Source organism: Aquimarina callyspongiae (assembly GCF_034322225.1).
Lineage (GTDB): Bacteria > Bacteroidota > Bacteroidia > Flavobacteriales > Flavobacteriaceae > Aquimarina.
Genome location: NZ_JAXLPA010000002.1, coordinates 358,395 through 384,778 on the forward strand (window position 1 = coordinate 358,395; position 26,384 = coordinate 384,778).

General features: G+C 32.2%; 21 protein-coding genes. 13 read left to right on the forward strand and 8 right to left on the reverse strand.

Translation table 11 applies throughout. The annotated features are described in order from the left end of the window. Positions 1-42 precede the first annotated feature (42 nt). Genes U0D62_RS08695 through U0D62_RS08705 form a run of 3 tightly spaced genes read left to right on the forward strand, consistent with a single transcriptional unit; the run spans position 43 to position 2,383 of the window. Entirely contained in the window at positions 43-885 is an 843-nt protein-coding gene (locus U0D62_RS08695) for a 1,4-dihydroxy-2-naphthoyl-CoA synthase (protein ID WP_322286877.1), read from the forward strand. A 23-nt stretch (positions 886-908) separates the two neighbouring features. Continuing rightward, a complete protein-coding gene (locus tag U0D62_RS08700; RefSeq protein ID WP_322286878.1) occupies positions 909-1,733 on the forward strand; it encodes a hypothetical protein in 825 nt (274 codons plus the stop codon). 32 nt (positions 1,734-1,765) lie between these two features. Next, on the forward strand, positions 1,766-2,383 hold the full coding sequence (locus U0D62_RS08705; RefSeq protein ID WP_322286879.1) for an SPOR domain-containing protein: 618 nt from the start codon (positions 1,766-1,768) through the stop codon (positions 2,381-2,383). Between the two features lie 37 nt (positions 2,384-2,420). Here U0D62_RS08705 and U0D62_RS08710 read toward each other — a convergent pair whose 3' ends face one another. The 5 genes from U0D62_RS08710 to uvrA form a co-directional block, all read right to left on the reverse strand. After that, positions 2,421-4,835, reverse strand: coding sequence for an alpha-ketoacid dehydrogenase subunit alpha/beta (locus U0D62_RS08710; protein WP_322286880.1), 2,415 nt, complete (start codon positions 4,833-4,835; stop codon positions 2,421-2,423). A gap of 201 nt (positions 4,836-5,036) precedes the next feature. Then, a complete protein-coding gene (locus tag U0D62_RS08715; protein ID WP_322286881.1) occupies positions 5,037-7,859 on the reverse strand; it encodes a gluzincin family metallopeptidase in 2,823 nt (940 codons plus the stop codon). Then, on the reverse strand, positions 7,856-9,103 hold the full coding sequence (locus U0D62_RS08720) for a hypothetical protein (RefSeq protein ID WP_322286882.1): 1,248 nt from the start codon (positions 9,101-9,103) through the stop codon (positions 7,856-7,858). The genes U0D62_RS08715 and U0D62_RS08720 overlap by 4 nt, the downstream gene beginning before the upstream one ends. 27 nt (positions 9,104-9,130) lie before the next feature. After that, a complete protein-coding gene (locus U0D62_RS08725; protein ID WP_322286883.1) occupies positions 9,131-9,820 on the reverse strand; it encodes an LOG family protein in 690 nt (229 codons plus the stop codon). Between the two features lie 13 nt (positions 9,821-9,833). Next, positions 9,834-12,674, reverse strand: a complete 2,841-nt coding sequence (gene uvrA / locus U0D62_RS08730) for an excinuclease ABC subunit UvrA (RefSeq protein ID WP_322286884.1) — start codon at positions 12,672-12,674, stop codon at positions 9,834-9,836. A 627-nt stretch (positions 12,675-13,301) separates the two neighbouring features. Between uvrA and U0D62_RS08735 the strand changes: the two genes are divergently transcribed. The 3 genes from U0D62_RS08735 to U0D62_RS08745 all read left to right on the forward strand — a co-directional run bounded on the left by U0D62_RS08735 (position 13,302) and on the right by U0D62_RS08745 (position 17,489). Continuing rightward, positions 13,302-15,392, forward strand: a complete 2,091-nt coding sequence (locus tag U0D62_RS08735) for a M12 family metallo-peptidase (RefSeq protein ID WP_322286885.1) — start codon at positions 13,302-13,304, stop codon at positions 15,390-15,392. Positions 15,393-15,521: 129 nt separating this feature from the next. Then, positions 15,522-16,046, forward strand: coding sequence for a hypothetical protein (locus U0D62_RS08740; protein ID WP_322286886.1), 525 nt, complete (start codon positions 15,522-15,524; stop codon positions 16,044-16,046). Next, positions 16,047-17,489, forward strand: a complete 1,443-nt coding sequence (locus tag U0D62_RS08745) for an SLC13 family permease (protein ID WP_322286887.1) — start codon at positions 16,047-16,049, stop codon at positions 17,487-17,489. 18 nt (positions 17,490-17,507) lie between these two features. On the opposite strand, the gene U0D62_RS08750 is transcribed toward U0D62_RS08745, so the two are convergent. From U0D62_RS08750 to aroB, 3 genes are all read right to left on the reverse strand, one after another. Further along, positions 17,508-18,221: a hypothetical protein gene (locus U0D62_RS08750; RefSeq protein ID WP_322286888.1), complete on the reverse strand. Its 714-nt coding sequence runs from the start codon at positions 18,219-18,221 to the stop codon at positions 17,508-17,510. Positions 18,222-18,342: 121 nt separating this feature from the next. Continuing rightward, positions 18,343-19,275: a zinc metalloprotease gene (locus U0D62_RS08755; protein WP_322286889.1), complete on the reverse strand. Its 933-nt coding sequence runs from the start codon at positions 19,273-19,275 to the stop codon at positions 18,343-18,345. Positions 19,276-19,415: 140 nt separating this feature from the next. Then, the gene (gene aroB, locus U0D62_RS08760; RefSeq protein ID WP_322286890.1) at positions 19,416-20,486 is read right to left on the reverse strand and encodes a 3-dehydroquinate synthase; all 1,071 of its coding nucleotides are present in this window, start codon (positions 20,484-20,486) and stop codon (positions 19,416-19,418) included. A gap of 167 nt (positions 20,487-20,653) precedes the next feature. On the opposite strand from aroB, the gene U0D62_RS08765 reads away from it, so the two are divergent. From U0D62_RS08765 to U0D62_RS08795, 7 genes are all read left to right on the forward strand, one after another. Continuing rightward, positions 20,654-21,826 carry a proline dehydrogenase family protein gene (locus U0D62_RS08765; RefSeq protein ID WP_322286891.1) on the forward strand — a complete coding sequence of 391 codons (1,173 nt, stop codon included), beginning with the start codon at positions 20,654-20,656 and terminating at the stop codon, positions 21,824-21,826. A 107-nt stretch (positions 21,827-21,933) separates the two neighbouring features. Further along, a complete protein-coding gene (locus tag U0D62_RS08770) occupies positions 21,934-22,320 on the forward strand; it encodes a VOC family protein (protein ID WP_322286892.1) in 387 nt (128 codons plus the stop codon). Between the two features lie 87 nt (positions 22,321-22,407). Beyond that, complete coding sequence (locus tag U0D62_RS08775; protein ID WP_322286893.1) at positions 22,408-22,977, forward strand: pentapeptide repeat-containing protein; 570 nt, start codon at positions 22,408-22,410, stop codon at positions 22,975-22,977. Between the two features lie 94 nt (positions 22,978-23,071). After that, positions 23,072-23,812 carry a phosphodiester glycosidase family protein gene (locus U0D62_RS08780; protein WP_322286894.1) on the forward strand — a complete coding sequence of 247 codons (741 nt, stop codon included), beginning with the start codon at positions 23,072-23,074 and terminating at the stop codon, positions 23,810-23,812. A gap of 137 nt (positions 23,813-23,949) precedes the next feature. Then, the gene (locus tag U0D62_RS08785; RefSeq protein ID WP_322286895.1) at positions 23,950-24,441 is read left to right on the forward strand and encodes an SLATT domain-containing protein; all 492 of its coding nucleotides are present in this window, start codon (positions 23,950-23,952) and stop codon (positions 24,439-24,441) included. A 51-nt stretch (positions 24,442-24,492) separates the two neighbouring features. Further along, the gene (locus U0D62_RS08790) at positions 24,493-25,140 is read left to right on the forward strand and encodes a CPBP family intramembrane glutamic endopeptidase (protein WP_322286896.1); all 648 of its coding nucleotides are present in this window, start codon (positions 24,493-24,495) and stop codon (positions 25,138-25,140) included. A 27-nt stretch (positions 25,141-25,167) separates the two neighbouring features. After that, entirely contained in the window at positions 25,168-26,286 is a 1,119-nt protein-coding gene (locus U0D62_RS08795) for a helix-turn-helix domain-containing protein (RefSeq protein ID WP_322286897.1), read from the forward strand. Positions 26,287-26,384 lie beyond the last annotated feature (98 nt).

Below are 26,384 nucleotides of genomic sequence, written 5' to 3' on the forward strand. Positions count from 1 at the left end.
CATATATTATAGTATTTTTGAGAAGACTAAATATTATAATAAATGAGTTCAATAAACTGGAAAACTGCAAAAGAATATCAAGATATAACGTATAAAAAATCTGAAGGAGTAGCACGTATAGCATTTAATCGGCCTGATGTACGTAATGCATTTAGACCTAATACTACAAGTGAATTATATGATGCCTTTTATGATGCCCAAGAGGATACTTCTATAGGTGTTGTCTTATTATCGGCAGAAGGCCCGTCATCAAAAGATGGAGTATATAGTTTTTGTAGTGGAGGAGATCAAAAAGCTAGAGGGCACCAAGGGTATGTAGGTACAGATGGGATGCATAGGCTTAATATTCTAGAAGTACAACGTTTAATCCGTTTTATGCCAAAAGTGGTAATAGCTGTTGTACCAGGATGGGCAGTAGGAGGAGGTCATAGTTTACATGTGGTTTGTGATCTTACATTAGCTAGTAAAGAACATGCGATTTTTAAACAAACAGATGCTGATGTAACAAGTTTTGATGGAGGATATGGTTCAGCATACTTAGCAAAAATGGTAGGGCAGAAGAAAGCACGTGAGATTTTCTTTTTAGGACGAAATTATTCTGCGCAAGATGCTTATGAGATGGGAATGGTAAATGCTGTAATCCCACATGATGAATTAGAAGATACCGCTTATCAATGGGCACAGGAAATTCTTGAAAAATCACCTACATCAATCAAAATGTTGAAGTTTGCAATGAACTTAACAGATGATGGAATGGTAGGGCAACAAGTATTTGCTGGAGAAGCTACAAGACTAGCTTATATGACGGAGGAAGCAAAAGAAGGTAGGAATGCATTTTTAGAAAAAAGAAAACCGGATTTTAAAAATATTAAGTGGATTCCGTAATTTTCTTTATCTTAATGTGAAATATGAAAGATAAAGATAAAGAAGAACTACTATCTATACAGTACCAGATTGAAAAATCAGGTGTAAAGCAACAAAAACTAGAAGATCATATAGCATCTATTTCTAAAGAATTAAAAAAACGAAATAGAAATTTGCGAATCATGCTTTTTCTGGCTGTTGCCGTTATGTTAACCGTAGTGTCTTTTTATCTTTATGATAAAAATGTTTCATTAGAGAGTAGTGGAGAATTAGATAAGGCCAAAAACTTAGAACAGGTGACTATGGTTAATGATTCATTAGAGGCTGAAATAACCAAATTGAAATCTGATATTTCTAAGTATAAAAGAGAAACATACTTGAATCAAGATTCGATAAGTTTAACGAATGATAGAATTTCTGTTGATGAACTAGAAAATGAATCAACAGAAATTCTAATTTCAAAAGAGGATAGTATTAACAAAGCCAAGAAAAAATATGAAAGAAGGTATTGTTATGTGAATGAGGTGTTTAGGAGAAATGGTGTGATATTTATTGAAGTTGATGAAATTGAATATTTTCAAGGCAAAAAAGCAGTAAAGAAAGCAAAAGAAAATGGTGATGCTGAATATGATATAAACAAAAACGGTGATACTTTGTATTTTTTGTATAACAACTATTATATAAGTAATAAGGATTCTAAAGTGAGGATATTAGAGTTGGATGATAAGGTAAGAATCCGTAATGTTAATCAAATCTCTAATGGTTTTCCTATCAAGGCATTCCAGCGGATGATAGAAGAAAAACCTATATTGGTACTAGAAGTTAATAACGGAATTGTGTATAAAATCACTAAACAAAGACTCCCTTAAATTTGCAAGAACTCACACAAATCTCCCATAATATGCCGGATATCAAAAATGAAGATCTTTTGTCTTTACATTATCAAATTGAAAAGGCAGAAGTAAAACAGAAAAAACTGGAAGATCTTTTAGATCGGGAAACTGAAAAACTTCACAAAAGTAATACTGCTAAAAAAATATTAAGAATCAGCTGTCTTGTATTGTTACTCTCTACAATCGGAGTTGCTATATATTCTTTTTATTGGAACAAACCACAATTGGCTAAGAAACAAGCTGAAAATGATCAAAATGTATTAGCATTACAAACAAAATTTGATTCTTTAAAAAGTGAATTAGATTTAATTAAAAAAGAAAAGACAGATATAGAAGAAATTAAAGACCTTTATTTATATAGAAATTTGATTGATAAAGAAATGGTTTATTCTGTTCAGATCAATTCTTTTAACAATGATAAAATTACTTCCTCGCTTTCAGAAAAATATATTAATGGTCGAGTGTATAGCGATACTTCTTTTTATAAACTTAGCTTAGGAGTTTTTGAGACATTGCCAGAAGCTCAGGAGTTTAGAAATATATTGATTCAATCCGGTTTTAGCAATAGGATATTTGTGATCTCCTATAAAGACGGAAAACGTATAAAAATAGAAAACCCTAATTAAATTAAACCTAAGCTGAGATGATAACTATCCTTCTTTCTTATCTTAATTGAGGATATGTAGCTGGATTAGATTCATGCATGATATCATATGTCTTTTCAAAGATGTCTTCTGTAGAAGGTTTACTAAAGTAATCTCCATCAGTACCAAAAGCAGGTCGGTGCGGTTGAGCACTTAATGTTTGTGGTTCACTATCAAGATATTGATATATATTTTGCTCATCAATAAGTTTGTGTAAAATATATCCTGTAGCACCTCCAGGAACATCCTCATCAATAATTAATAATCTATTGGTTTTGGCAACACTTTTTACAATATCATGAGATAAATCAAAAGGCAACAATGATTGCACGTCAATCACCTCTGCATCGATACCAACAGATAATAATTCTTTTGCAGCTTGCTCAACTAATCTTAGCGTAGAACCATAGGATACTAAAGTAATATCTTTACCTTCTTTGATAGTTTCGGTCACACCAATTGGAGTTCTTATTTCTGCTAAGTTAGAAGGCATTTTTTCTTTTAAACGATATCCGTTTAGACATTCTACCACTAATGCAGGCTCATCACTATCAAGTAAAGTGTTATAAAACCCTGCTGCTTTTGTCATATTTCTTGGTACAAGAATATGTATACCTCTTAGTAAATGAATCAAACCTCCCATTTGAGAACCTGAATGCCATATACCTTCAAGTCTATGTCCTCTGGTTCTTATAATCAATGGAGCTTTCTGTTTAGCAAAAGTTCGGTATCGTAATGTGGCAAGATCATCACTTAACCCCTGAACACAATAAAGAATATAATCCAGATATTGGATTTCTGCTATTGGTCGTAGTCCTCTCATTGCCATACCGATACCTTGACCGATAATTGTAGCTTCTCTAATACCTGCATCAGAGACTCTGATTTCGCCAAATTTTTCTTGTAGGCCTTCTAATCCTTGGTTTACATCACCAATTTTTCCACTATCTTCTCCAAAAATTAGAGACTCTGGGATTCTGCTAAATATTTCATCAAAATTATCTCTAAGAATAAGACGAGCATCTACCAGTTGAGTGTCTTCGTTATATAATGGTTTAACTTCAGCAATATTGATTGCTTTAGAATCAAATTCACTATATAAGTGTTTACTGTATTTTGGTTGAATTAAAGCAATATAATCATTTACATATTTTTGAAGAGCTAATTTCTCAGAACTATTTTCTTTAGTAAGATAACGCAATGTTTTTCTTGTTGCTTCAAGAATATCTCTACGTATTGGCTCTTCTTTAGAAGCAAGAGTATTTACAAGTGGTGTGATGAAATTTTTGTTTTGACTTTGACTCTCAACACTTCTTAATAGATCTACTGCTTCTTTTTGCTCAGCTTTTATTTCAGATATGTAAGCGTTCCAGGCATCATTTTTACCTTTCCTAACTTTTTTCTTCGCCGTTTTTTCAATATCTAAAAGTTCTTCAGTGGTTGCAACTTCATGTTCAATAATCCATTCTTTGAACTTCTTGATACAATCATATTCTCTTTCCCAATTCAGTCGTTCTTCACTTTTATAGCGCTCATGAGAACCAGATGTAGAATGCCCTTGAGGTTGAGTAAGTTCTTTAACGTGAATTATCACAGGGATATGTTGCTCACGAGCAAGGTCTTCTGCAGTTTGATATGCATCTACCAAAGCTGGGTAATCCCAACCATTAACTTTAATGATTTCATAACCAGGATGCTCTTCATCTTTTCTAAATCCTTCAAGGATCATAGAGATATCTTCTTTGGTAGTCTGATGTTTTGCATGAACAGAAATACCATATTCATCATCCCAGATACTAATAACCATAGGTACCTGTAATACACCACCAGCATTTACGGTTTCCCAAAATAAACCTTCACTAGTACTTGCGTTTCCAATAGTTCCCCAGGCTACTTCATTTCCTTGAATAGAGAAATTTGTTTTGTTGGCAACACTTTTTTCGTTTCTATATACTTTAGATGCTTGCGCAAGACCTAATAATCGAGGCATTTGTCCAGCAGTAGGAGAGATGTCAGAACTTGAGTTTTTCTGTGAAGTTAGATTTTTCCAGGTACCATCTTCGTTAAGACTATGAGTAGCAAAATGCCCACCCATTTGTCTTCCTGCAGCAAAAGGTTCTTTCTCAATATCAGTATGTGCATACAATCCGGCAAAGAATTGTTCAACGGTATATTGATCTATGGCCATCATAAAAGTTTGATCACGATAATATCCTGATCTAAAATCTCCATTACGGAAAACCCTAGCCATTGCTAATTGAGGTAATTCTTTTCCTCCTCCAAAAATTCCAAATTTTGACTTTCCGGTAAGTACTTCTCGTCGTCCTAATAAACTACATTCTCTACTTAGTAATGCGATTGTATAATCTCTAAGTATTTGATTTTTATATTCTTCAAAAGAAATATTTGGGGTAGTCATAGTTTCAGGCTGCATACGAACGATGTTTTTATGGATTGCAAATTTAATTAAAATGAAGACCATTTGCAAGTTAGAAACTCTTAAATTTTTTGAATATATCTTATCTAAAAGGGCTTTTTATTGATGAATTATTGTTTTATATCCGTATTTTAAGGATTGGTTAACAAATATTCAAAATTTTCACATTTAAAAAAATAATAGTTACTTGAACTATGATCAGTACCATTCTCTTGTAAATAGCCCGATTAGAGTTTCTGGACTTAGGGTAATGATAAACCGTATTTGTTCATCATAATTGGGTTGTGCGATCTCCCATCCTTTATTAGAAACAACTGGGAAAAATACTTCAAAATAATCTGCAACAAGACTTAATCTAACACCAGCATCGTATACAAATTTAGGAGAGATGCCTCTATTTTTTACTAAACCAATATCTCCATAGGCATATATCCAGTTCCAAATATTAGTATTAGCATTAAAAGTTGTGATCCATTCATTGGCAAAAGGGTATTTAAGTTGTGACTTAAATCCTCCTTCGGCAATTATAATTTGTTGACTTGTGAGTCCTGTATCTTCACTACGTCCAAGGTAATTATAGTCAAAAAGATAATCTGTTGGGCGATCCAGTGCAAAACTAAAGAAATCACCATCTTTTTCGGTATCATTAAAGATGAAGGCTCCGGCAAAAAGACGTAAGTTTAATTGACGGTTATTTAAAAATAACTTACGATAATTAATCGTTGTCGAAATTTTACTAAAGTTTTTAGCTATTTGATAATCAAATAAATATGATTTAAAATCAGTGAGGTTAAAATCTGAATATCTATGCCTTACATTAAACACGCTATAATCAGGAGTACTTACTGGATTGTTTTCATCCCGATCTCTAAACACATTTACACTTCTTATAGAAAGCCTTTGTCTTTTGTTGGATCTAAGGTCTTTTGATCTATAAAAGAAATTGATGTTCGGAGAAAAACGTTTAAACAAAAGGTCTGGGGCATAGCTGAACATGTTTCCACTGGCTCCATATCTAATTTGATATAAGCCGTGATCAGCTATTTGATGTCTGTAGGTAAAAGAAACAGAGCCTAAGAGTTTATTGGATTTTAAACCATAAAAAGGAGTGATCTTATAATCAAATTGTCGTCGTATAATCGTTTTGTTATAAAATTTAGAACCAATAGTAAAGCCATCATATACATTAAACTCAAATTCAGGAATAAAAAATATCTGACTATACTTAGGATCTTCTACATCTTGTAAAAACCTAAATTGTATTGGGCGATTTAAAATCCACTTAAGATTTCTATAATTGTTTCTTCTGTTGACTTCAGGAATATTTTGATCATAATCAAGAGCAAGCTTATCTAAGTTATCATTAGCAATGGTAACTTTTTTACTTCCATTAATATTAGTCACCCAGGTTTTAGAAATAATAGTATCATCTCTTAATCCGTACAATGAAACTGGCATCGAGTTATTTTGAAGGTTTTTTACAGTTACCTCTATAGAATCTTTACCTTTTTTAACCGACTTAATTTTAAAATCCATCTGTTCCTTGGTAGATACATAATCCTCAAAAAACCAATCTACACTTTTAGGAGAGATAGATGTAAGTATTTCCCGATAGTCCTCAGAACTAGTAAGCTTTAATTTGTTGTTATCATAATATGTTTTAATACTTTCTGTAACAATATTATCATCTTCTAGATAATCTTCTAAATATTTAAAACCTACACCAGCCTTGTAGGCATTAGCTATATTAGCATTAAACTTTACAAGTTCATCATTTGGAGTATTAAGTGGTTGATCTAGAAAAAGCCTTGCTATATTTTTATATGCAAGAAAATATTGATCATTAAATTCTAATTCGGATGCATGAAACCATCTAACACCTATTATCTTACTAAGATTACCTACAATCTTCATGTCAGGATAGTACTGCTCAGTATATGCCATCATTAAGTAAATATGTATAGCATCTCTTATCCATGAATCATATTTGGGGTTAATTAGGATGGTTTTTTCTAAGTAGTTTTCTGTAATGGTTTTAAGTTGTTTTATCTCATATTGAAAACCATCAGGAAAGGGCCTTAAAATGTCAGGTAACTGGTTAAGTCCATATACCGGATTGTTTTTATAATCACTTTCTGAAACTAAAATTTTTTCAAAAGGATAAGGTCCTAATCTTTTTTCAAGAAATTTAATAATTCTCGTAGTTGCTACCGATTTCATAGCAGGTAACAGATCATTATCTTCTATATTACTAATGAATTGGACTCCATTTGCAGGAAATGCATAAAATGTGCTTTGCTTTTCTAAATATAGCTCAACCGTATTTCTGTTTTTGCCGGTGAGTTGAATCAATTTAGTGTTTTCTGATTCTGAAATCGTTTCTTTTTGTAGATCAGTATATATATTATATACCGATGGTATTGAGATGTTAATGTTGTAGTTAGCTACATTTGTGTATTGATCATCAAGATTTTTATTACTGTATATGTTCCATTTAGTATCATAAACCGCAGGAACAATATGCCAATATCTTAAACTATAATTTCCGTTGTTGTGATAGCCGTAACGAGTGAACTTGTCACTAGGTATTTTTACTTTGTATTTAAGTAATATAGTATATTGATCTCCTGGATTTAACTTATTGGTAAGAGGGATTTTGATAATATCTTGTATATCATTATAACGCTCCCAAAATAAAGTATTTGAATTTGTATCTGATATAGATTCTATGGCAGTAGCTCCTCGTTCATGATCCTTGGCATAATAAAACCTCTTTAAAAAATCTTCTGAAAATCGTTCTCCTAAAGGTGTGGTTTTACTAGAAAAACTATTAGCCCAATCGTGAAGGAAGATCTCGGATAAAGTATCGTCAGAAGTATTAGTATAGACTATTTTTTGATCTATAGTAATTGTTTTTGCTTCTGAATCTAATATACCATCAATGGTAATGTTATGCTGTGCAGACACTACATTTAGTACAAAAAAAACAAGGATGATATGAGAAATTTTATTTGTCTTCACCCTCTTTTGACAAATTTAATAGTAGAATGTTTAATATTAGTAGGGATTATATAATATACTCCACCGCTTAAACTTTCTACGGATACATTAAGAATGCTTTGATTTTTTGAAGTAAACGATTGTACTTCTTGCCCAAGTGTGTTGTATATTTTAAAATTCACGCTCCCCAAGGAATTATTTATAGTTAATGACAATATATCATCAACTATAGTACCACTATTTAATTGTACTAATTTAGTAATTTGATTAAAATCAGGAGTGCTTAAAAACTCTTGATTGGTTTGTAACTCCATAACAACTGGAAGATGATCGCTCATATTGTATAATGCACTCCTTAATGCTGCATCATATATGCCTGTACAGTTAGAATCATCAATACGTTGATTATAACAATTTCCATTATTACCATAAGAAGCATACGTGTTGGGAATATAGCTTAATTTTGTGTCAGACCTCATATTTTCTGACATCATAATAAAGTCAAATCTATCATCCAGACCACCACCGCTTCCAAAATTATCAAATCCAGAACTACTAATTCTTGTGCTTTGTGTATGGATGCCTTCAAAAGTACTGTTTGTATGCCAATCTCCATCGGTATTTATAGGATCTACCATAACAATTCTGTTACCAGAGTTAAGAATTGCCTGGTAAGCAGGTTCGTTAGAAGAATATAAGTTAAAATCACCGGCAAAGAGAACATATGCATCCTGATCAAGGTTTATCTGATTATCAACAAAAACTTCGACCATGTCCAAGCGTTTTTGCTCGTTATCAGCTCCCTGGCTGGCTTTAAGGTGAGCCACAAAAATTTCTATCCTGATTGGATCTGTATTTTGTTCATCAGTTATCAATTCAAGAGTATACCAATTAATATCACGAATAGCATTAATTAATCTTTGACTTTGAATAAGAGTAAACTTTTTGTTATTAAAATATAACAACTGGTGTAATTCAATATCTGAATTAGAAAAATTAAATAAAAATGGAGCACTAGAATAATCTGAGTGCCCATCATTTAAAGATTCATTGAGTATTTCTTCTCCTCCAGCTTCAGTTTCAAGCTCACAAATCATAAAGATATCAGGTTCGTAAGAATCAATAATTGTTTCCAGAACCTTCTCTCTTGTATCTGGAGGTGCTGTAGGATAATTTAATACATTATAAAACATGGTTTTGATAGTGGATTGACCATATCCTATACCAATGTAGCATAATATAAATATTGAAATAATCTTTTTCATAGTGAGTTTGTGTAAAGATAAGTCCTTTTAGAAATTAGGACTTAGATTGTATTCTCCATAGAATTGATCTAATATTTTAAGTACTTCTTCTGGAGTATCTACTACATGAATAAGATCTAAATCTCCAGGGCTTATATTACTAAATTTATCTAAAAGGGTACTCTTAACCCAATCTATCAGTCCTCCCCAAAACTCAGTACTTACTAAAATGATAGGGAATTTTGCAATTTTTTTAGTTTGTATTAATGTCATCGCTTCAAATAGTTCGTCTAAAGTTCCGAATCCTCCAGGCATAACTACAAACCCTTGAGAATATTTTACAAACATTACTTTACGAACAAAGAAATAGTCAAAATCCAGACTTTTATCATTGTCGATATACGGGTTATCGTGTTGTTCAAAAGGTAGTTCGATATTTAGACCTACAGATGTTCCTCCTCCAAGGTGAGCACCTTTATTACCAGCTTCCATAATTCCAGGACCACCTCCGGTGATTACACCATATCCGTGACCTACAATTTCTTTAGCAACATCAACCGCAAGCTCATAATATTTGTCATCGGTTTTAGTACGAGCAGATCCAAAAATGGATACACAAGGCCCAATTTTACTCATCTTTTCAAATCCATTGACAAACTCTCCCATAATTTTGAAGATTGCCCAAGAATCATTAGTTTTTATTTCATTCCATCCTTTATGACGTTGTTCTTTTCTCATGAATTGTATTCTTTTAATTTAAAACTCCCAGTTCTTTCTTTAAAAACTTGGCAGTATAACTCTTTTTATTTTTAATAATTTCTTCAGGTGTGCCTTTGGCAACTACCTGACCACCGTTTTTTCCTCCTTCATAACCTATATCGATGATGTAATCAGCCATTTTTACTACATCCAGGTTATGTTCGATGATAAGAACGGTATTACCTTTATCTACTAGTTCATTCAACACCTCCATTAATACTCGAATATCTTCAAAATGTAATCCTGTTGTTGGTTCATCTAGTATATAAAATGTATTTCCTGTATCTCTTTTTGATAATTCTGTCGCTAATTTGATTCGTTGTGCTTCTCCACCAGATAGCGTAGTGGATTGTTGTCCTAGCGTGATATATCCTAAACCTACATTCTGAATGGTTTTTAGTTTTCTGGCAATTTTTGGGATATGTTCAAAGAATAAACAAGCTTCATTAATTGTCATTTCTAATACATCAGAAATTGATTTTCCTTTATATCTAATTTCCAGTGTTTCTCTGTTAAAGCGTTTTCCCTGACAAGTCTCACATTCTACATATACATCTGGTAGAAAATTCATTTCAATAACCCGTAAACCTCCTCCTTTACAGGTTTCACATCTTCCTCCAGCAACATTAAAACTAAAACGACCAGGTTTGTATCCTCTGATCATAGCTTCGGGAGTTTTAGAAAATAGACTTCTGATTTCAGAAAAGACACCAGTATAAGTAGCAGGATTAGATCTAGGTGTTCTTCCTATAGGTGATTGATTAATATCAATCACTTTATCAGAATGCTCTAAACCTTTGATGCTTTTATAAGGCATTGGTTTTTTTACTCCGTTAAAATAATGTGCATTCAGAATAGGGTATAAGGTCTCATTAATTAAAGTGGATTTACCACTTCCGGATACACCGGTTACGGCAATCATTTTTCCTAGAGGAATATCTATAGAAACATTCTTAAGGTTGTTGCCAGTCGCACCTTTTAACGAGATAGTTTTACCATTTCCTTTCCTTCGTTTTGAAGGAAGTTCTATTTGTTTTTTGCCGCTTAGATAATCTGCTGTTAAAGTGTCATGTTTTTGTAGTTCTGACGGAGTTCCTTCACTAATGATTTCACCGCCATGTTTTCCTGCTAAAGGTCCTATATCAATTACATGATCCGCACGTTCTATCATATCCTTATCGTGTTCTACCACAATAACAGAATTACCAATATTCCTAAGTTGTATAAGAGAATTAATTAACTTTTCATTATCTCGTTGATGCAAACCGATACTAGGCTCGTCAAGTATATATAGTACTCCAACTAGTTGAGATCCAATTTGTGTTGCTAATCGTATGCGCTGTGCTTCTCCACCAGAAAGGGATTTGCTACTTCGATTCAATGAAAGATAAGTAAGACCAACATCGATCAAGAATTGCAGTCTGGCATTAATTTCTTTTAAGATTTCTCCAGAAATTAGTTTTTGCTTTTCAGATAATAAATCAGGAAGATCACTAAACCAATCAGCTAACTCGCTAATATCCATAGAAGCAAGTTCTGCAATATTTTTTTCGTTTACCTTAAAGAATAATGATTCTTTGCGTAACCTTGACCCTTGGCACTCTGGACACTGTATGTTATCCATAAAATCCTTTGCCCATCTTCTTAAAGAAGTAGAATCATTATTAGTATACGTATTATCTATAAATGTAGCTACACCTTCAAAATCAATTTTATATTCTCTTGTTACACCCAGAGATTTACTATTAACACTAAACTTCTCTTTTCCTCCTCGAAGAATGATTTGCATAGCTTCTTCAGGAATATCTTTTATTGGATCACTAAGTTTGAAATCAAACCTTTGCGCAATTAATTCGAGTTGTTTAAAAATCCAGTTGTTTTTCTGCGGTCCATGAGGAGCTAAACCACCACTTTTTATAGACTTAGAGTCATCTGGAATGATTTTCTTTAGGTTTACCTCGTACAAATTTCCTATCCCATTACATTTTGGACAAGCTCCTTTTGGAGAGTTAAATGAGAAATTATTAGGTTCTGGATTAGGGTACGAAATTCCACTTGATGGACACATCAAACTACGACTAAAAAAACGAGCTTCTTTAGATCCTTCCTCGATTACCATTAATACATCATCACCATGATACATTGCAGTATTAATGGTTTCCATAAGACGTTTAGAATTATCCTTATTTTCTGTAACCATTAAGCGATCAATAACAATCTCGATATCGTGGGTTTTGTATCGATCCAGTTTCATTCCTTTGGTGATATCTTTGATCTCTCCATCGGTTCTAACTTTTACAAAGCCTTGCTTGGCAATTTGCTCAAATAATTCACGATAATGCCCTTTTCTTGATCGAACAACAGGAGCAAGTATATTGATTTTTTTTCCGTTAAAATCTTTTAGAATAAGGTTCTTGATTTGCTCATCACTATAGCTAACCATTTTTTCTCCGGTATTATAGCTATAGGCATCACTACCACGAGAGAATAGTAGTCTAAGAAAATCATAAATTTCTGTAATGGTTCCTACGGTACTACGTGGGCTTTTGCTGGTAGTTTTTTGTTCTATAGCAATTACAGGAGAAAGACCATCTATTTTATCCACATCAGGACGCTCTAAACCACCTAGAAATTGACGTGCATACGCAGAGAACGTTTCTATATACCTACGTTGTCCTTCTGCATATATTGTATCAAAAGCTAATGAGGATTTACCGGATCCAGATAAGCCTGTAATAACAACTAATTTTTCACGAGGTATAGTGACATCAATATTTTTTAAGTTATGAACCCTAGCGCCTAAAACCTCAATATTTTCTTCTGATGTTATCATAAAATTTTAACCAAGATTGCAAATGTAGTTATTTGATTGCGTATAGTAAAATAGCTGTTGTTTCTCTTTTGTTAAAGACTTGTTGTTTTTCTGAAAAAAGAAATTATTAAATGATAACGTATCATAGAGTATAACTGTCGAAATTTGATTATAAAAGTAATTTTGACTCTTAGTTTTTTAAAGTTAAATCGTATTAATTATTATTTTTTTTTAGGGGAAAAACACTGTGAGAAAAAGGGTTGTACATAGTAATATTTTTCTTTCAAAGTACTGGTTGTAAGATGTTTGTAGGTGTTTGGTTTTGGCTTTTTAATTTGGTTAGTATTTAAGGAAAATAGCTGAATTTTAGCTTTTAGAGGTTTGTGTAAATGACTTTAGGTCTAAATTATTTACTAGTAAAATTCAATATTATTAAATAAAATGAAAATGATTACTGTGTTTTTTTGAAGAATCATTAGCTTTTTGATGCTTGTGTTGAAGAATGTTTAGTTTTTTGTTGTTGGGTTTTCTGTGTTTTGAATGTTTGTAACTTAATGTAATACAAACTCATTAAAGAATTTATGATCAGAATGACTATCTGGCCAATATGCATTAGTGGTAAATTCTTTAAAACTAAAACTTATAACGATGAAACACACACTAATGATTGTGATAGCCTTTTTTACCATGATAGGTTTTTCACAAACACAACCACACAAACCAAGTCAGAGGATACAGCAAGAAAAAGCCTCTGGAGCCACTTTTGAAAACCTCAATCTTTTTACTATTATTGATCACCAAAAGACTAAACAGCAAATCCCTTCAGAACTGAAAGAGTACACTGTTTTTTCTTTTAATCAACAAAAACTAACTTCTTTTAAATCCAATGCACCGGTTACTATGAATTTGCAGGTGCCGGGTCAAAAATCTGGAATGTCGCTGGAATTAGTTAAAGTTGATATTACAACTGATGATTTTAGAATTGTTGAAATGCCATCAGGTAAAGTAATTCAGCAAACTAATAAAGCACTGCATTATAGAGGAATTGTTAAAGGCAATCCAAATTCTATTGCAGCAATTAGCTTTTTTGATAACGAGATTTCTGGTATTATAAGTGTTGGAGAAGAATCTGGAAATCTAGTATTGGGGCAACTTAAAGGAAGTAAAAACCAAATTATTTATAGGGATAAAGAGATTGATCATCTCAATGATTTTGCCTGTCAAATGATTGATAGTCCTTATAAAGAATATACAAAAGAACAGTTATCTACAGACAATCAAAATAAAGCGGCTGTAAAATGCCCAAGAGTCTTTTTTGATATAGGTAATGATATCGTCAATGATAAAGGAGGCGCTCAAGGTGCTTCTAATTATATAGAAGCGGTATTTAATCAGGTGGCTGTATTATATGCTAATGATAATATAAGTATTCGTATGTCTGGAGTAAATGCCTGGACTTCAAATACTCCATTTAATGGTTTGGATAACTATCGTAGTTATAGAAATCAAAATAGTTTTAATGGAGATCTTGGGCATTTTGTAACTTATAACTTCTCTGGAGGAGTTGCCTGGGTGAATGCTTTATGCTCATCGTATAAATATGCAGTATCAGGAATAAATGGTTCTTATAGTAATGTTCCTACGTATTCTTGGTCTGTAGAAGTAGTAGCTCATGAACTTGGGCATAATTTAGGATCTAATCATACACAAGCATGTGTATGGAATGGAAATAATACAGCCATAGATGGATGTTATCCTACAGAGGGTAATTGTGCTCGTCCAGGATTACCATCTGGAGGAGGTACTATTATGAGTTACTGCCATCTTACTAACGTAGGGATTAATTTTAATAAAGGTTTTGGCTCTCAACCAAGCAATGTAATACGTAATACGATTAGTTCAAAAAGTTGTTTGCAGACTTGTGATGGTGGAGGATGCTCTGATGGAGACCAGGTAACTGTTACCTTAACTAATAACGCTAATTGTACTTTAGAATACTTTGTAAACAATACTTCGCAAACCTCAATAAATGCAGGACAAAGTGCACAAGTGTCAACAACCGTTGGTACAAATTGGGTAGCAAAAAGCTCATCTGACCAAACCATAGATAGTTTCCAGATTGTATGTAATCAATCAACATATACATCAAGTGGGTCTTGTTCTTCTGGAGGAAACCCTTGCGAGGGAGTAGCAGAATGGTCAAGTACTACAAATTACTCCGTAGGAGATAGAGTGGTTTATCAAGGTAATCTTTATGAAAGAACTAGTACAGGATGGACTTTTCTAGGTGCGTGTCCGTCTACTGATCCTTGTGCGGGAGTTAGTGAATGGTCAAGTACAACAAATTACTCTGTAGGTGATAGAGTGACGTATCAAGGTAATTTGTATGAAAGAACAAGTAGCGGATGGACAAATCTTGGACCTTGTGGTGCGCGAACTTCAGAAGCACTTTCTCCAGATGTTTCTGCTTTGTTATCAACAGAATTAAACTTTATTACTTACCCTAACCCGGTTAAGGATATATTGAATATAAAAGTTGGTAATATTAAAGGAGGAACGTATCAATTAGCAATTAAAGATATAAATGGAAGATCTTTAAGAACTATTGATTTTGATACAACTCCAGGAGGAAGCGGTGAGCAATCGGTAAACTTAAGTAACCTTGCAGCTGGAATGTATTTTGTACAACTTACTCATAATAAGAAAACAATAACACAAAAAGTGTTTGTAGATAAGTAATAAATAAAAAAAAGATTAAAATGGCCACTAGGGCGAAGTGAACAACTTCGCCCTTTTTAATACTATTTTTTTAATTATTCTTTCTGATAATTCACTAATGTTATTATTTTAGATCAAAAAAATATAAATATGATCTTAGGTATTGGTTCAAGAATAAAACATCCAAAATTTGGATTAGGTGTTGTAACAAATGTAACTGCGAAAATGTATTGGGTTACATTTATTGATAATGGATTAGAAACCATTGATGTAGATGATGATTTTGAAGTGATAGAAGGGGTAGAAGACGAAGTAGACACGGTAAGTTTTTATGAAGTAGAGAGAACACTTAGAGAAGTCCTTAAACGTTATAGTGATATTTCTGAAGTAATACCTATAGCGGATAAATGGAAAGGAGGAACCCTGGTCATGAAACCTGGAGATTTAAACCTGACTTCAAAAGAAATACCGATAGATACTTTTTTTCATAAGATAGTGATGGTTAGAGATCGTATCAGAGTAATGGAACAAAAAATTAATAGCTCTAACCTTGAAGAACAGGATAAAATAGATTTACAGCAATATATAACTCGTATTTATGGAAGTTTAACTACTTTTAATGTGCTTTTCAAAAATAAATCCCAACAATTTGTAGGGAGTAGTTCTAAAAAATAGATGACTAAATACCCATTAGTAAAAAAGATAGGGTTGATTGCAGGACCGTTATTGTTTTTGGTACTGATTAATTTACCCTTTATAATGGTTTCTGAAACTGCTGATAAAGTAGTTTCAGTAGCAGCTTGGATGATTGTATGGTGGATTACTGAAGCTGTGTCAATTTCTGTTACAGCTTTAATCCCTTTAATATTATTTCCCTTGGTAGGGATTTTGGACCTTAAAACAGTATCTCAAAGTTATGGTAGTCCCATCGTTTTTTTATTCTTCGGAGGATTTGTAATGGCTTTAGCGTTAGAAAAAGTCAATTTACATAAACGGATAGCTTTAACAATAATCAAAATTACCGGTACTAGTCCTAATAGGGTGATTCTAGGATTTATGATTGCAACAGCCTTTATGAGTATGTGGATTAGTAATACTGCTTGTACAGTTGTTATGTTACCAATTGCATTATCGGTAATTCAGCTGTTGATAGATGATGAAGACGGTTTTACTAAAAATGATAGAAATTTTGCGTTAAGTATTATGTTAGGAATTGCTTTTTCTGCTAATGTTGGAGGAGTCGCTACTATTATAGGAACACCGCCTAATTCTGTGTTAGTGGGGTTTCTAGAAAATGAATATCAAATAGAGATCTCTTTTTTAAATTGGATGTTATTAGCATTTCCGTTTTCGGTATTAATGATTGGAGTGATTTATTTTGTAATTGTTAAATGGATTTATCCTAATAAAATTCAAGGGTTTACTGCTTCAAAAGATCTTATTGATAAAGAGATTAAGAAACTAGGAAAAGTGTCTGGTCCAGAGCGCAGAGTACTTACTATTTTTTGTGCTGTGATATTTTTGTGGATATCCAGAACTACAATTAACGGTTTTTTTCCGGATTTAAAATTATCAGATACAGGGATTAGTATGATGGGAGCGTTTGCTTTATTTGTAATTCCATTTCGACTTCATAAAGGAGAGTTTAGCCTTGTTTGGAAAGATACGCAGAAATTACCTTGGGGAATTCTTATATTATTTGGTGGTGGTTTGGCTTTGGCCAGTGGTTTATCCCACGCAGGCCTTATAGAGCTGGTAGCAAATACCATTGCAGCAAATAAAGGGTTAAGTTTGGTCATAGTTACATTATTACTCATTGTTTTTATGCTTTTTATGACAGAATTGATGAGTAATGTGGCCCTGGTTGCAATTTTTGTTCCTGTAGTGGCAGGGATAGCGTTAGGGTTAAATGTACCTATATTACATATGTTGATTCCTGTAACAATGGCTGCTAGTTGTGCATTTATGCTACCAATGGCTACTCCGCCAAATGCTATTGTATTTGCAAGCGGTCATGTAAAAGTATCCGAAATGGTAAAAGTGGGATTGATACTCAATATTATATCAGTAATACTATTGGTTTTGTTGTTTAAGTTCTATGTTTCTTTATTGTTTTAAAGAAAGGAATGGCTTTAATTACTCATTCCAGGCTCTTAGATTTGATATAGGAATTCCAAAACCTAATAATTTATGTTGCTGAGATAAATAGGCTCCACTTTCTGTAGATGTCCAGTTCTCCCACGTGGCTTCAATACCACCTATTGGTAGAATTGACACCCACATTTGATAACTAATAGGACGATAATTAGTGTCTACTTTCCATAGATAGGTGTCTCCTGGAGTAGTACCTCCTGAGATATAAGTAACCAATAACCCTTTAGAACCGTTTTCAAAATCAACTAATTTACGAGTAGTACCATTATCAAATAATTTATGAGGTGCAACTACCCAAAAAGAATCATTATTAAAATTAGCAAGAGCATTACTGATGACCTTTTTATTTTCATTATCAGAAAGGTTGCCAGGATCTAAAACCTTATTTTTTTCAGGATAATTGAGATCTAGAAAAACCTTGTCTTCCCCAATTTCAGCTTCAACTGTATTTAGTTTCTTATTCCAGGTATAATGATTTTTTTTTCTAAAAGTCCATTGTAAATACTGAGTGTCAAGATATTCCTTGTGATGTACGGCTTCCTGAATTTTTAAAGCAAAATTATCAGCTTCGCTACCAGGTTTTCCTTCAGGTATTTTTTCATTTAAAGAAAAGTATAGTGTGGTAACAACTATAATCAATAGCAGCAAAAAACTGATAATACCAATTTTAAGGAGCTTGAAGAGTTTCTTTTTCAAAGGTTACTTGTTTTAATTAATCTTAATTTATTTTTATAAAATTAGATATATTATCATAATTAGAACCAATCAGTGGGTTTATTTAAGTTTTACTTATAGACTTTTAATTACTCATTTAACTTTAAGAACTTGTGGATAACTTGCTAATATTCAAGTATAATGCTCTTCTTGGATTGTCAGGGTAAAAAACGTTCCGCATACGTTGTTTTTGTCCTTTGGTAAACATGTACATAGAATCATCATTTACATAATCCATAAAATTCATATGCATATCATTACTACCACAAGATGATTGAGGGTACTGAGGGTGACCACCATAAGACGAGTATTGGGTTGGTGTATCATCAACTAAATCAGAGGTTTCACAACTGGTTTGACCGGCAAAAATGTGTATAAGATTTAACCAATGTCCGATCTCATGAGTTACAGTTCTACCAAGTTTATGACCTGATAACAACGGTTCGATGGTTCCAAATACTCTAGGGTCTATAACAACTCCATCCATTCTTGGATCTGCATTTACCGGATTAGCATATCCTGGAAGAGGAATATTCCCTAATCTATCTGTCATATCTGCAATCCAAATATTTAAATAATTATCAGATGGCCATGCGTTTTGCCCACCTTGATCATCAAAGTACAGAGGTAACTCTTCTACCGGAATATCAGAACCGACTCCGCTCATACCATGAAACCCTGTTACAGTACTTTCGGTTCGTATGATTCCAGAAGTAGGATTTCCGCTAGGATCTTTTGTGGTAATTTTAAATTCAATCCCTACATCTGCAATAAATGGTTTGAACTCATCAGGAGTTTTTTGATGATCTGGATTCTTTTTTCTGAAATCTTGATTGAGAACATCAATTTGAGATCGAATTTTAGCATCACTAATGTTAAAAGGTCTTTCGATATTATTGATAACGTGTATCACCACCGGAATTGTGATGATCTCGTTTTCTGAAACAGGTAAATCAATTGTGATGTTGTCATCATTAGAACAGCCCCATAATATACTAACACATAGGACTAAAGTAAGTTTAAGTTTTGATTTCATTGTGATTTTTAAGTCAATATTTTTTTGAATATATAGTATAGATCAAAAACTGACTTATTGGCTGCGTCTGGTACTCACAATTATATTTTCTTTAACTTATTATTGATTTTTCATATTCGTGTTTTATAAAACTTAAATAGCTATAAAGAAGCATAATAATCAAAAGATTCTTTTATTAATTCATCAGATACGGTACAATTGTAGGTAGCAGCACCAATGGTTTCTAGTAAAACGAAGTATATGTTACCTTTTTCGTTCTTTTTATCATGAATTAAAAGATCCATGATTGCCTGGTGATCGACTGGATTGATATCAATTTTTGGAAAAGTGGCAAGAATAACATTGCTCATATGTTCAAGATCTTCTTCGGTTACAGAAAGTAATTTTTTAGAAAGAAAACCTTCCATGATCATTCCGATAGCAATGGCTTCTCCATGTAACAGAGTGGGTTTATCAGGATGGGTAAGATAAAATGATTCTATTGCATGACCCAAAGTATGGCCAAAATTGAGATATTTCCTAATGTTTTGTTCTGTAGGGTCTTCAAATACGATGTTGTTTTTGATTACCACAGATTCATAAATTAACTGATCCAGGTCATCAAAGGTCAGTTGAGAAAGATCTCCCAGTTTGTCCCAATATTCTCTATCTTGTATCAGGCCATGTTTTAGCATTTCGGCAAAACCACTACACATTTGATTTACAGGTAAAGTACTTAAGTACTCAGTATCCACAAGCACCATTTCTGATTCACTAATGACACCAACCATATTCTTTAAGTTACCAAGATCTACACCAGTTTTTCCACCAACAGAAGCATCAACCATAGCTAACAGGGATGTAGGGATATTAATATAATTGATCCCACGTTTATAGGTGCAAGCTATAAAACCTCCCAGGTCAGTAACGACACCACCTCCTAGATTAATCATAAGACTTTTACGATCTGCACCAAGTTCTGATAAGATATTCCAGATACCACTGCAGGTTTCTATATTTTTATGAATTTCACCAGGTTCTATCTCAATAACTTCAATATCATATTCTTTTTCAATACTACTTAGTAATAATGAAAGACAATGTTCATGAGTGTTGGTGTCTACCAGAATAAATATTTTAGAATGATTGGCTTTTTCTAAATAAGAATTAAGAGCAGTGTAACAATTTTGTCCAAAATATACAATGGAATCTTTAGAAACTATGGGCTTCATATAATAGTGAATTAACAGGGCGTGAAAATAAGTAGAATTTATAATAAAATAAACTTGCAAGTTCTATATTTGTATAAATAGTAAAATGATTGGTGAGTATTTGAAGAATACTCATTTTTTTTGTCTATTTGTTCTTGTAATTGAGGATTTTTAAAAAAATACATTTAATGCAACCACGCAATTTGTTTGATAATACAGAAACTGCTTTTGGCTTAAAAAGTGATTCTGAACTAGAGAGAGCATACTTTTTATTTAAGATGATTTCTAATGAACCGTTAGTTAGGATTGGAACTGCGGTAACTAATTTTGCTATTAAAGCACATTTACCGGTGCAAGGATTGATTCGAGCTACAGTATTTGATCATTTTTGTGGAGGAGTGAGTGAAGAGGATTGTCTGCCAGTTGTAGATAAAATGTTTACCAATGGAGTATGTTCTGTATTAGATTATTCTGTAGAAGGAAAAGAAGAAGAGACTCAATTTGATGCAGTTTTACAGAAAACGGTAGAGATTCTTGAATTTGCGGATAAAAAAGATGCTATGCCATTTGGTGTGTTTAAGCCAACAGGTTTTGGTCGTTTTTTAGTATGGCAAAAGAAAACTGAAGGAACGCCTTTAACACCAGAAGAAGAAGTAGAATGGAATAGAATAGAAGAGCGATTCGATATTGCCTGTAAAAAAGCATATGATTGTGATGTAGCTCTTTTAATTGATGGAGAAGAAAGCTGGATGCAAGATGCTGCTGATGAGTTGGTAACCAAAATGATGCGTAAATACAATAAAGAAAAACCTATTGTTTATAATACATTACAGTTGTATCGTCATGATCGTCAGGAATATTTGAAGAGATTGCATGAAGAAGCAAAAGTATATGGCTTTAAGATTGGTGTAAAGATTGTTCGTGGGGCGTATATGGAAAAAGAAAACGATCGCGCCAAAGAAAAAGGATATCCAACGCCGATTTGTAGAGATAAAGAGCATACTGATCAGAATTTTAATGATACTATGAAATATATTCTGGAGCATATAGATGATATTTCGGTATTTATTGGAACGCATAATGAAAACAGTAGCTATATGGCTATGGATTTAATGGAACAATTACACATTGCTAAGAACGATTCCAGAGTCTGGTTTGGTCAGTTATATGGTATGAGCGACCATATTAGTTTTAACTTATCTGAAGAAGGATATAATGTAGCAAAATATCTACCTTTTGGACCTGTTCGTGATGTAATGCCATATCTGATTCGTCGAGCAGAAGAAAATACTTCTGTATCAGGGCAAACAAGTCGAGAATTAAATTTACTGTCACAGGAAAAGAAAAGAAGAAAGCTATAAGTAGTAATTTGGTATAGCTCACATTTCTTGTTATTATAAGAGTTTTTATAATAATGATTAATAACATCAATATCGCATATATAAATTAAAATATAACTATATCCATAATGAATCTTAATCAGGTAACTGTACCCTCTGTTGATGTAGCTCAATCTATAGCTTTTTATAAAAAACTCGGATTACAATTAATAGTAGAGGCGTTACCACATTATGCGCGGTTTGAGTGTCTGGAGGGAAATGCTACATTTTCGATTCATCAAGTAGAAAAACTACCGCAAAGTGATGGAGTATATGTGTATTTTGAAACAGAAAAACTGGATCAAGAAGTAGAACGTCTTATAAATGAAGGTATAAAGTTTGATCATTTACCAAAAGACCAAACCTGGCTTTGGAGAGAAGCACGCCTTAAAGATCCAGACGGAAACCCTATCATTTTGTATTTTGCTGGGAATAATCGCAAAAATCCACCTTGGAGAGTTGATAAAACAGTTTGAGAAATAAACTGTGAGATTTTAACTTGAGTGTTATAAGGATATAGATCGTTAGCTATATGATTATAAACAATAAATCTAAATCATAGGATGAATGAACCCATTATAGATCAAACTTTTGAAAGTTATAATTTCTCAGGTAAGAAGTTACCTGCTAGAGAATATGATAATTGTGTATTTACGAATTGCGACTTTACTAATACAGATATATCGGTAGTTACATTTCTGGAATGTAGATTTGAGACCTGTAATTTTGGATCATTAATGATGAAGAAAACTTCATTTCAAGAAGTAACATTTATAGACTGCAAGATGTTAGGATTGGATTTTAGTAATTGTAATGATTTCCTGTTTTCTGTACAATTTGATTCTTGTAATTTAGATTACGCTACTTTTTATAATTTTCAAATGAAGAATACAATATTTAATGATTGTAGTCTGAAAATAGTTGATTTTACAGAAACTGATCTTAGTGGTACAGCATTTAATAATTGTAATTTATCTGAAGCTGTTTTTAGTAATACTATACTGCAAAAAGCAGATTTTAGAACAGCTGTAAATTATACAATTGACCCAGAATCCAATAACATAAAGAAAGCAAAATTTAAAGTATCTGGTCTTTTAGGGTTATTGACAAAGTATGATCTGGATATAGAGTAGGTAAGGAATACGTTTAAAGTCTTTACCTTGTTTTGTTATATGTTTATGATCAACATTTGTGTATTCATTATAAGTTTTAATACAATTAAAAACGATGAAAAAGACTAACTTTTTAATACTTTTCATACTATCAATTAGTGTATTAAGTTTTACTTTGATTATAGATAAACCTGAAAATTCTTGGGATGAAAAAATATTAAATTATGAGGTTGATTTAAAACATCAGAATCTTGACTTTTATTGGCAAGATAATAGTAATGAAAACTATAGGAGTTTTCAAAACTTAAAATCTATTCTTGGAAAAGAAAATAAAGAATTGATTTTTGCCATGAATGGAGGTATGTATACAAAAGATTTATCACCTCAAGGATTGTATATAGAAAAAGGAGTTGTAAAACAAAATATTGATACCATTGATAAAGGATATGGTAATTTCTACCTTCAGCCTAATGGAGTGTTTTATATTACAAAAGAACAGTTGCCTGTAATTTGTACTACAAAGGATTTTATAGTAGATAAAAATATATGGTATGCAACTCAGTCGGGACCTATGCTAATCATTGATGGATCCTTGCATTCAGCATTTAATAAAGGGTCTGCTAACAAACATATTAGGAATGGAGTAGGGATTCTTCCGAATGGTAACTTACTTTTTGCGATATCCAAAGAGAAAATAAACTTTTATGATTTTGCTTCTTACTTTAAGGGAAAAGGTTGTAAAAACGCTTTGTATCTTGATGGATTTGTTTCCAGAGCTTATCTGCCATCTAAAAACTGGGAGCAATTAGAGGGTAATTTTGGGGTAATTATTGCTGAAACTAAACTGATTAAATAAACTATATAATTCCTATCCTAAAGAAGAAGTAAATAAGACTTGTATGCATTGGTATATATTTTCACTCTAGCTTTCTATTAGTTTTTCTTTAAATTTATAAAGATTCTTGCACATAAATCACGCTTAATTTTAACATTATGGAAGAAAAAATAGAACTTCTTGAAGAATGGTATAAGAGAATTCGAAATGCTCAAAGAGGACATTACAAAGACGCAGAAGGGTTAAAGAGGAATAAAAAACTCTTAGGTCTCCCTACGGTTATACTATCAACATTAGTAGGAACAAGTGTTTTTGCATCATTGGCTGATTCTTCTAGTACTGGTGGGATGTATATTCATCCAATAATTATTGGAATGTTAAGTCTTTTGGCTGCAATTTTTGCTTCATTACAAACGTTTTTGAATTATTCTGAAAAATCCGAAAAACACCTTAACGCCGCCAGAAAACTTTCTTCTCTTAAAAAAGAAATCCAACAAAACCTGATTACATTAGAAAGAACTCCAGAGAACTTGAATGAGTTTATTATCTATATCAGAAAAAAATGGGACGAGATTATCAACGAAGCTCCTTTAATCTCAAGAAATAATTTTAGTAAGTTTTTTGAAAATAAAAAGAAGCCCAAAAAGTAGTATTATTGTTGAAAATTTACAGAACACAATTGTTTTCAACAATAATTAAGAATGAGCTCTTTTATGGATAACCGAAGTAAAAACATTGTTTTAATATCTCCTTTTTTGATAATAGGAATCAATTTTGCGATAGCCATTATCTTTGGAAACATAATAGGTAAATGGGCATTTGTTCCTATAATCCTTATAGAATGGGTGTTGTTTGTGTTTTTTGTGCTAAAATATGGGGGTAAAGAATCTATTATAAAATGGTTAGGCAAATCTAAAGGATCTTTTTGGTGGGCAGTATTAGCAATATTTATAGGATTACTTCCATTACCACTTTTTTTAATGCATTCTGATTTACTTGCTCCTTGGGAAATATGGGTTCCTTGGATCATCTTGGCTTTAATAAACCCTTGGATAGAAGAATTTTATTGGCGAGGACTCTTATTAAAATATACAGATCAATGGTCAAATTGGAAAGCTATTCTATTTACCAGTTTTGTTTTTGCAGCCAATCATGCGGTTTTTGGAGTGAACTCAGAGCTTAATAGTGGAGTTACAGTAATCATTTCTACTTTTATAATGGGTGTTGTTTGGGGAGTAGTATTTAAAAAAACACAAAGCTTGAGGTGGGTGATATTTGCACATTTTTTAGTAGATTTTTTCAATCTATCTGTTCCTTCTTTTTTAGATCTTTATCAATCTGGGTGGTAGTTGCTATTTAGATAAAAAACTTTACCAGTGAATTTTAATTTTAGTTTTATCAATATAATAATCTTGTTTGGAGCCATTCAAGGGTTTACATTATGCTGGTTTTTGTATCAAAAGAAAAAGATAAACTTTTGGGCAACTAATTTCTTTATACTATTTCTCTTCTCATTAGCTTTCTTTAATGCCACGTATGCATTAATGGATATGGATTTGTTTAGACTATACAGGCCTTTACATGTTTTTCCGTTTCCTTATAAATATTTAATAGGCGTAGGTTTTTATTTTTATGTAAAAAGTAATTTTAAACAAACAACAAAAAAGAGATACCATATAAAAGAATTTTATTTGTTTATACCAGCTATTGTATATGCACTTTTAAGAAGTTATTGGTTCTCTATTGCGGTAAAAGAAAATAGTTTTCGTATTACAAAAGTGGTGGTAGACTCTAATTTTTTTAGAATTAATGAAATAGTGTATCTAGTATTTACAATGATATTGATTCTGGTTATTCTAAAGTTTTTAAAAACAAAAGAACAAACGTTTTCTGCACATCGAAGACAGCATAAAAATCTGCAATGGCTAAAACGATTTTCTAAAGTGTATTTAAGTATTATCATAACACATTTAGTGCTATTTAGTACAGATTTAATAATGCACAATGGAAAAGAAAGCTTGTTGTTCTATTACCCTAACTTAATACTTAATTCTACTTTTATTTATTGGATAGGATATATAGGGTATACAAAATCACGATTGCTAATTACAGAATTTAAATCTAAAACAGATCTTCAGATTAATACTTTAACAGAAGAATTAAAAGAAAAATTGCATCAAGCAATAGCGATAGAGCAAGTTTATAAGAACCCTAACCTTACTATTTCTGAACTTGCCAGTCAATTAAATGTTAATTCAAAAGATCTCTCTAATTATATTAATGAAGAATCTAACATGAATTTTTCTGAGTATTTGAATTATTATCGGGTTGAAAAAGTTAAGAAATTGTTGATAGCTCAAGAGTCTCAAAAATTTACACTTTTGGCAATAGCAGAAAAGGCAGGATTTAGTTCTAAATCATCATTTAATGCAATCTTTAAAAAATTAGTGGGAGAGACACCATCTGCTTATAGAAAAAGAATGAATACAGATTAAAAAAGTCCAAGATTTCTTTTTCTGGACATATTCATCTTTATTCTTGATTTATTTTTTAGCAAGGTACAGTATCATTGCAGCAAGAAATGCAATGACAA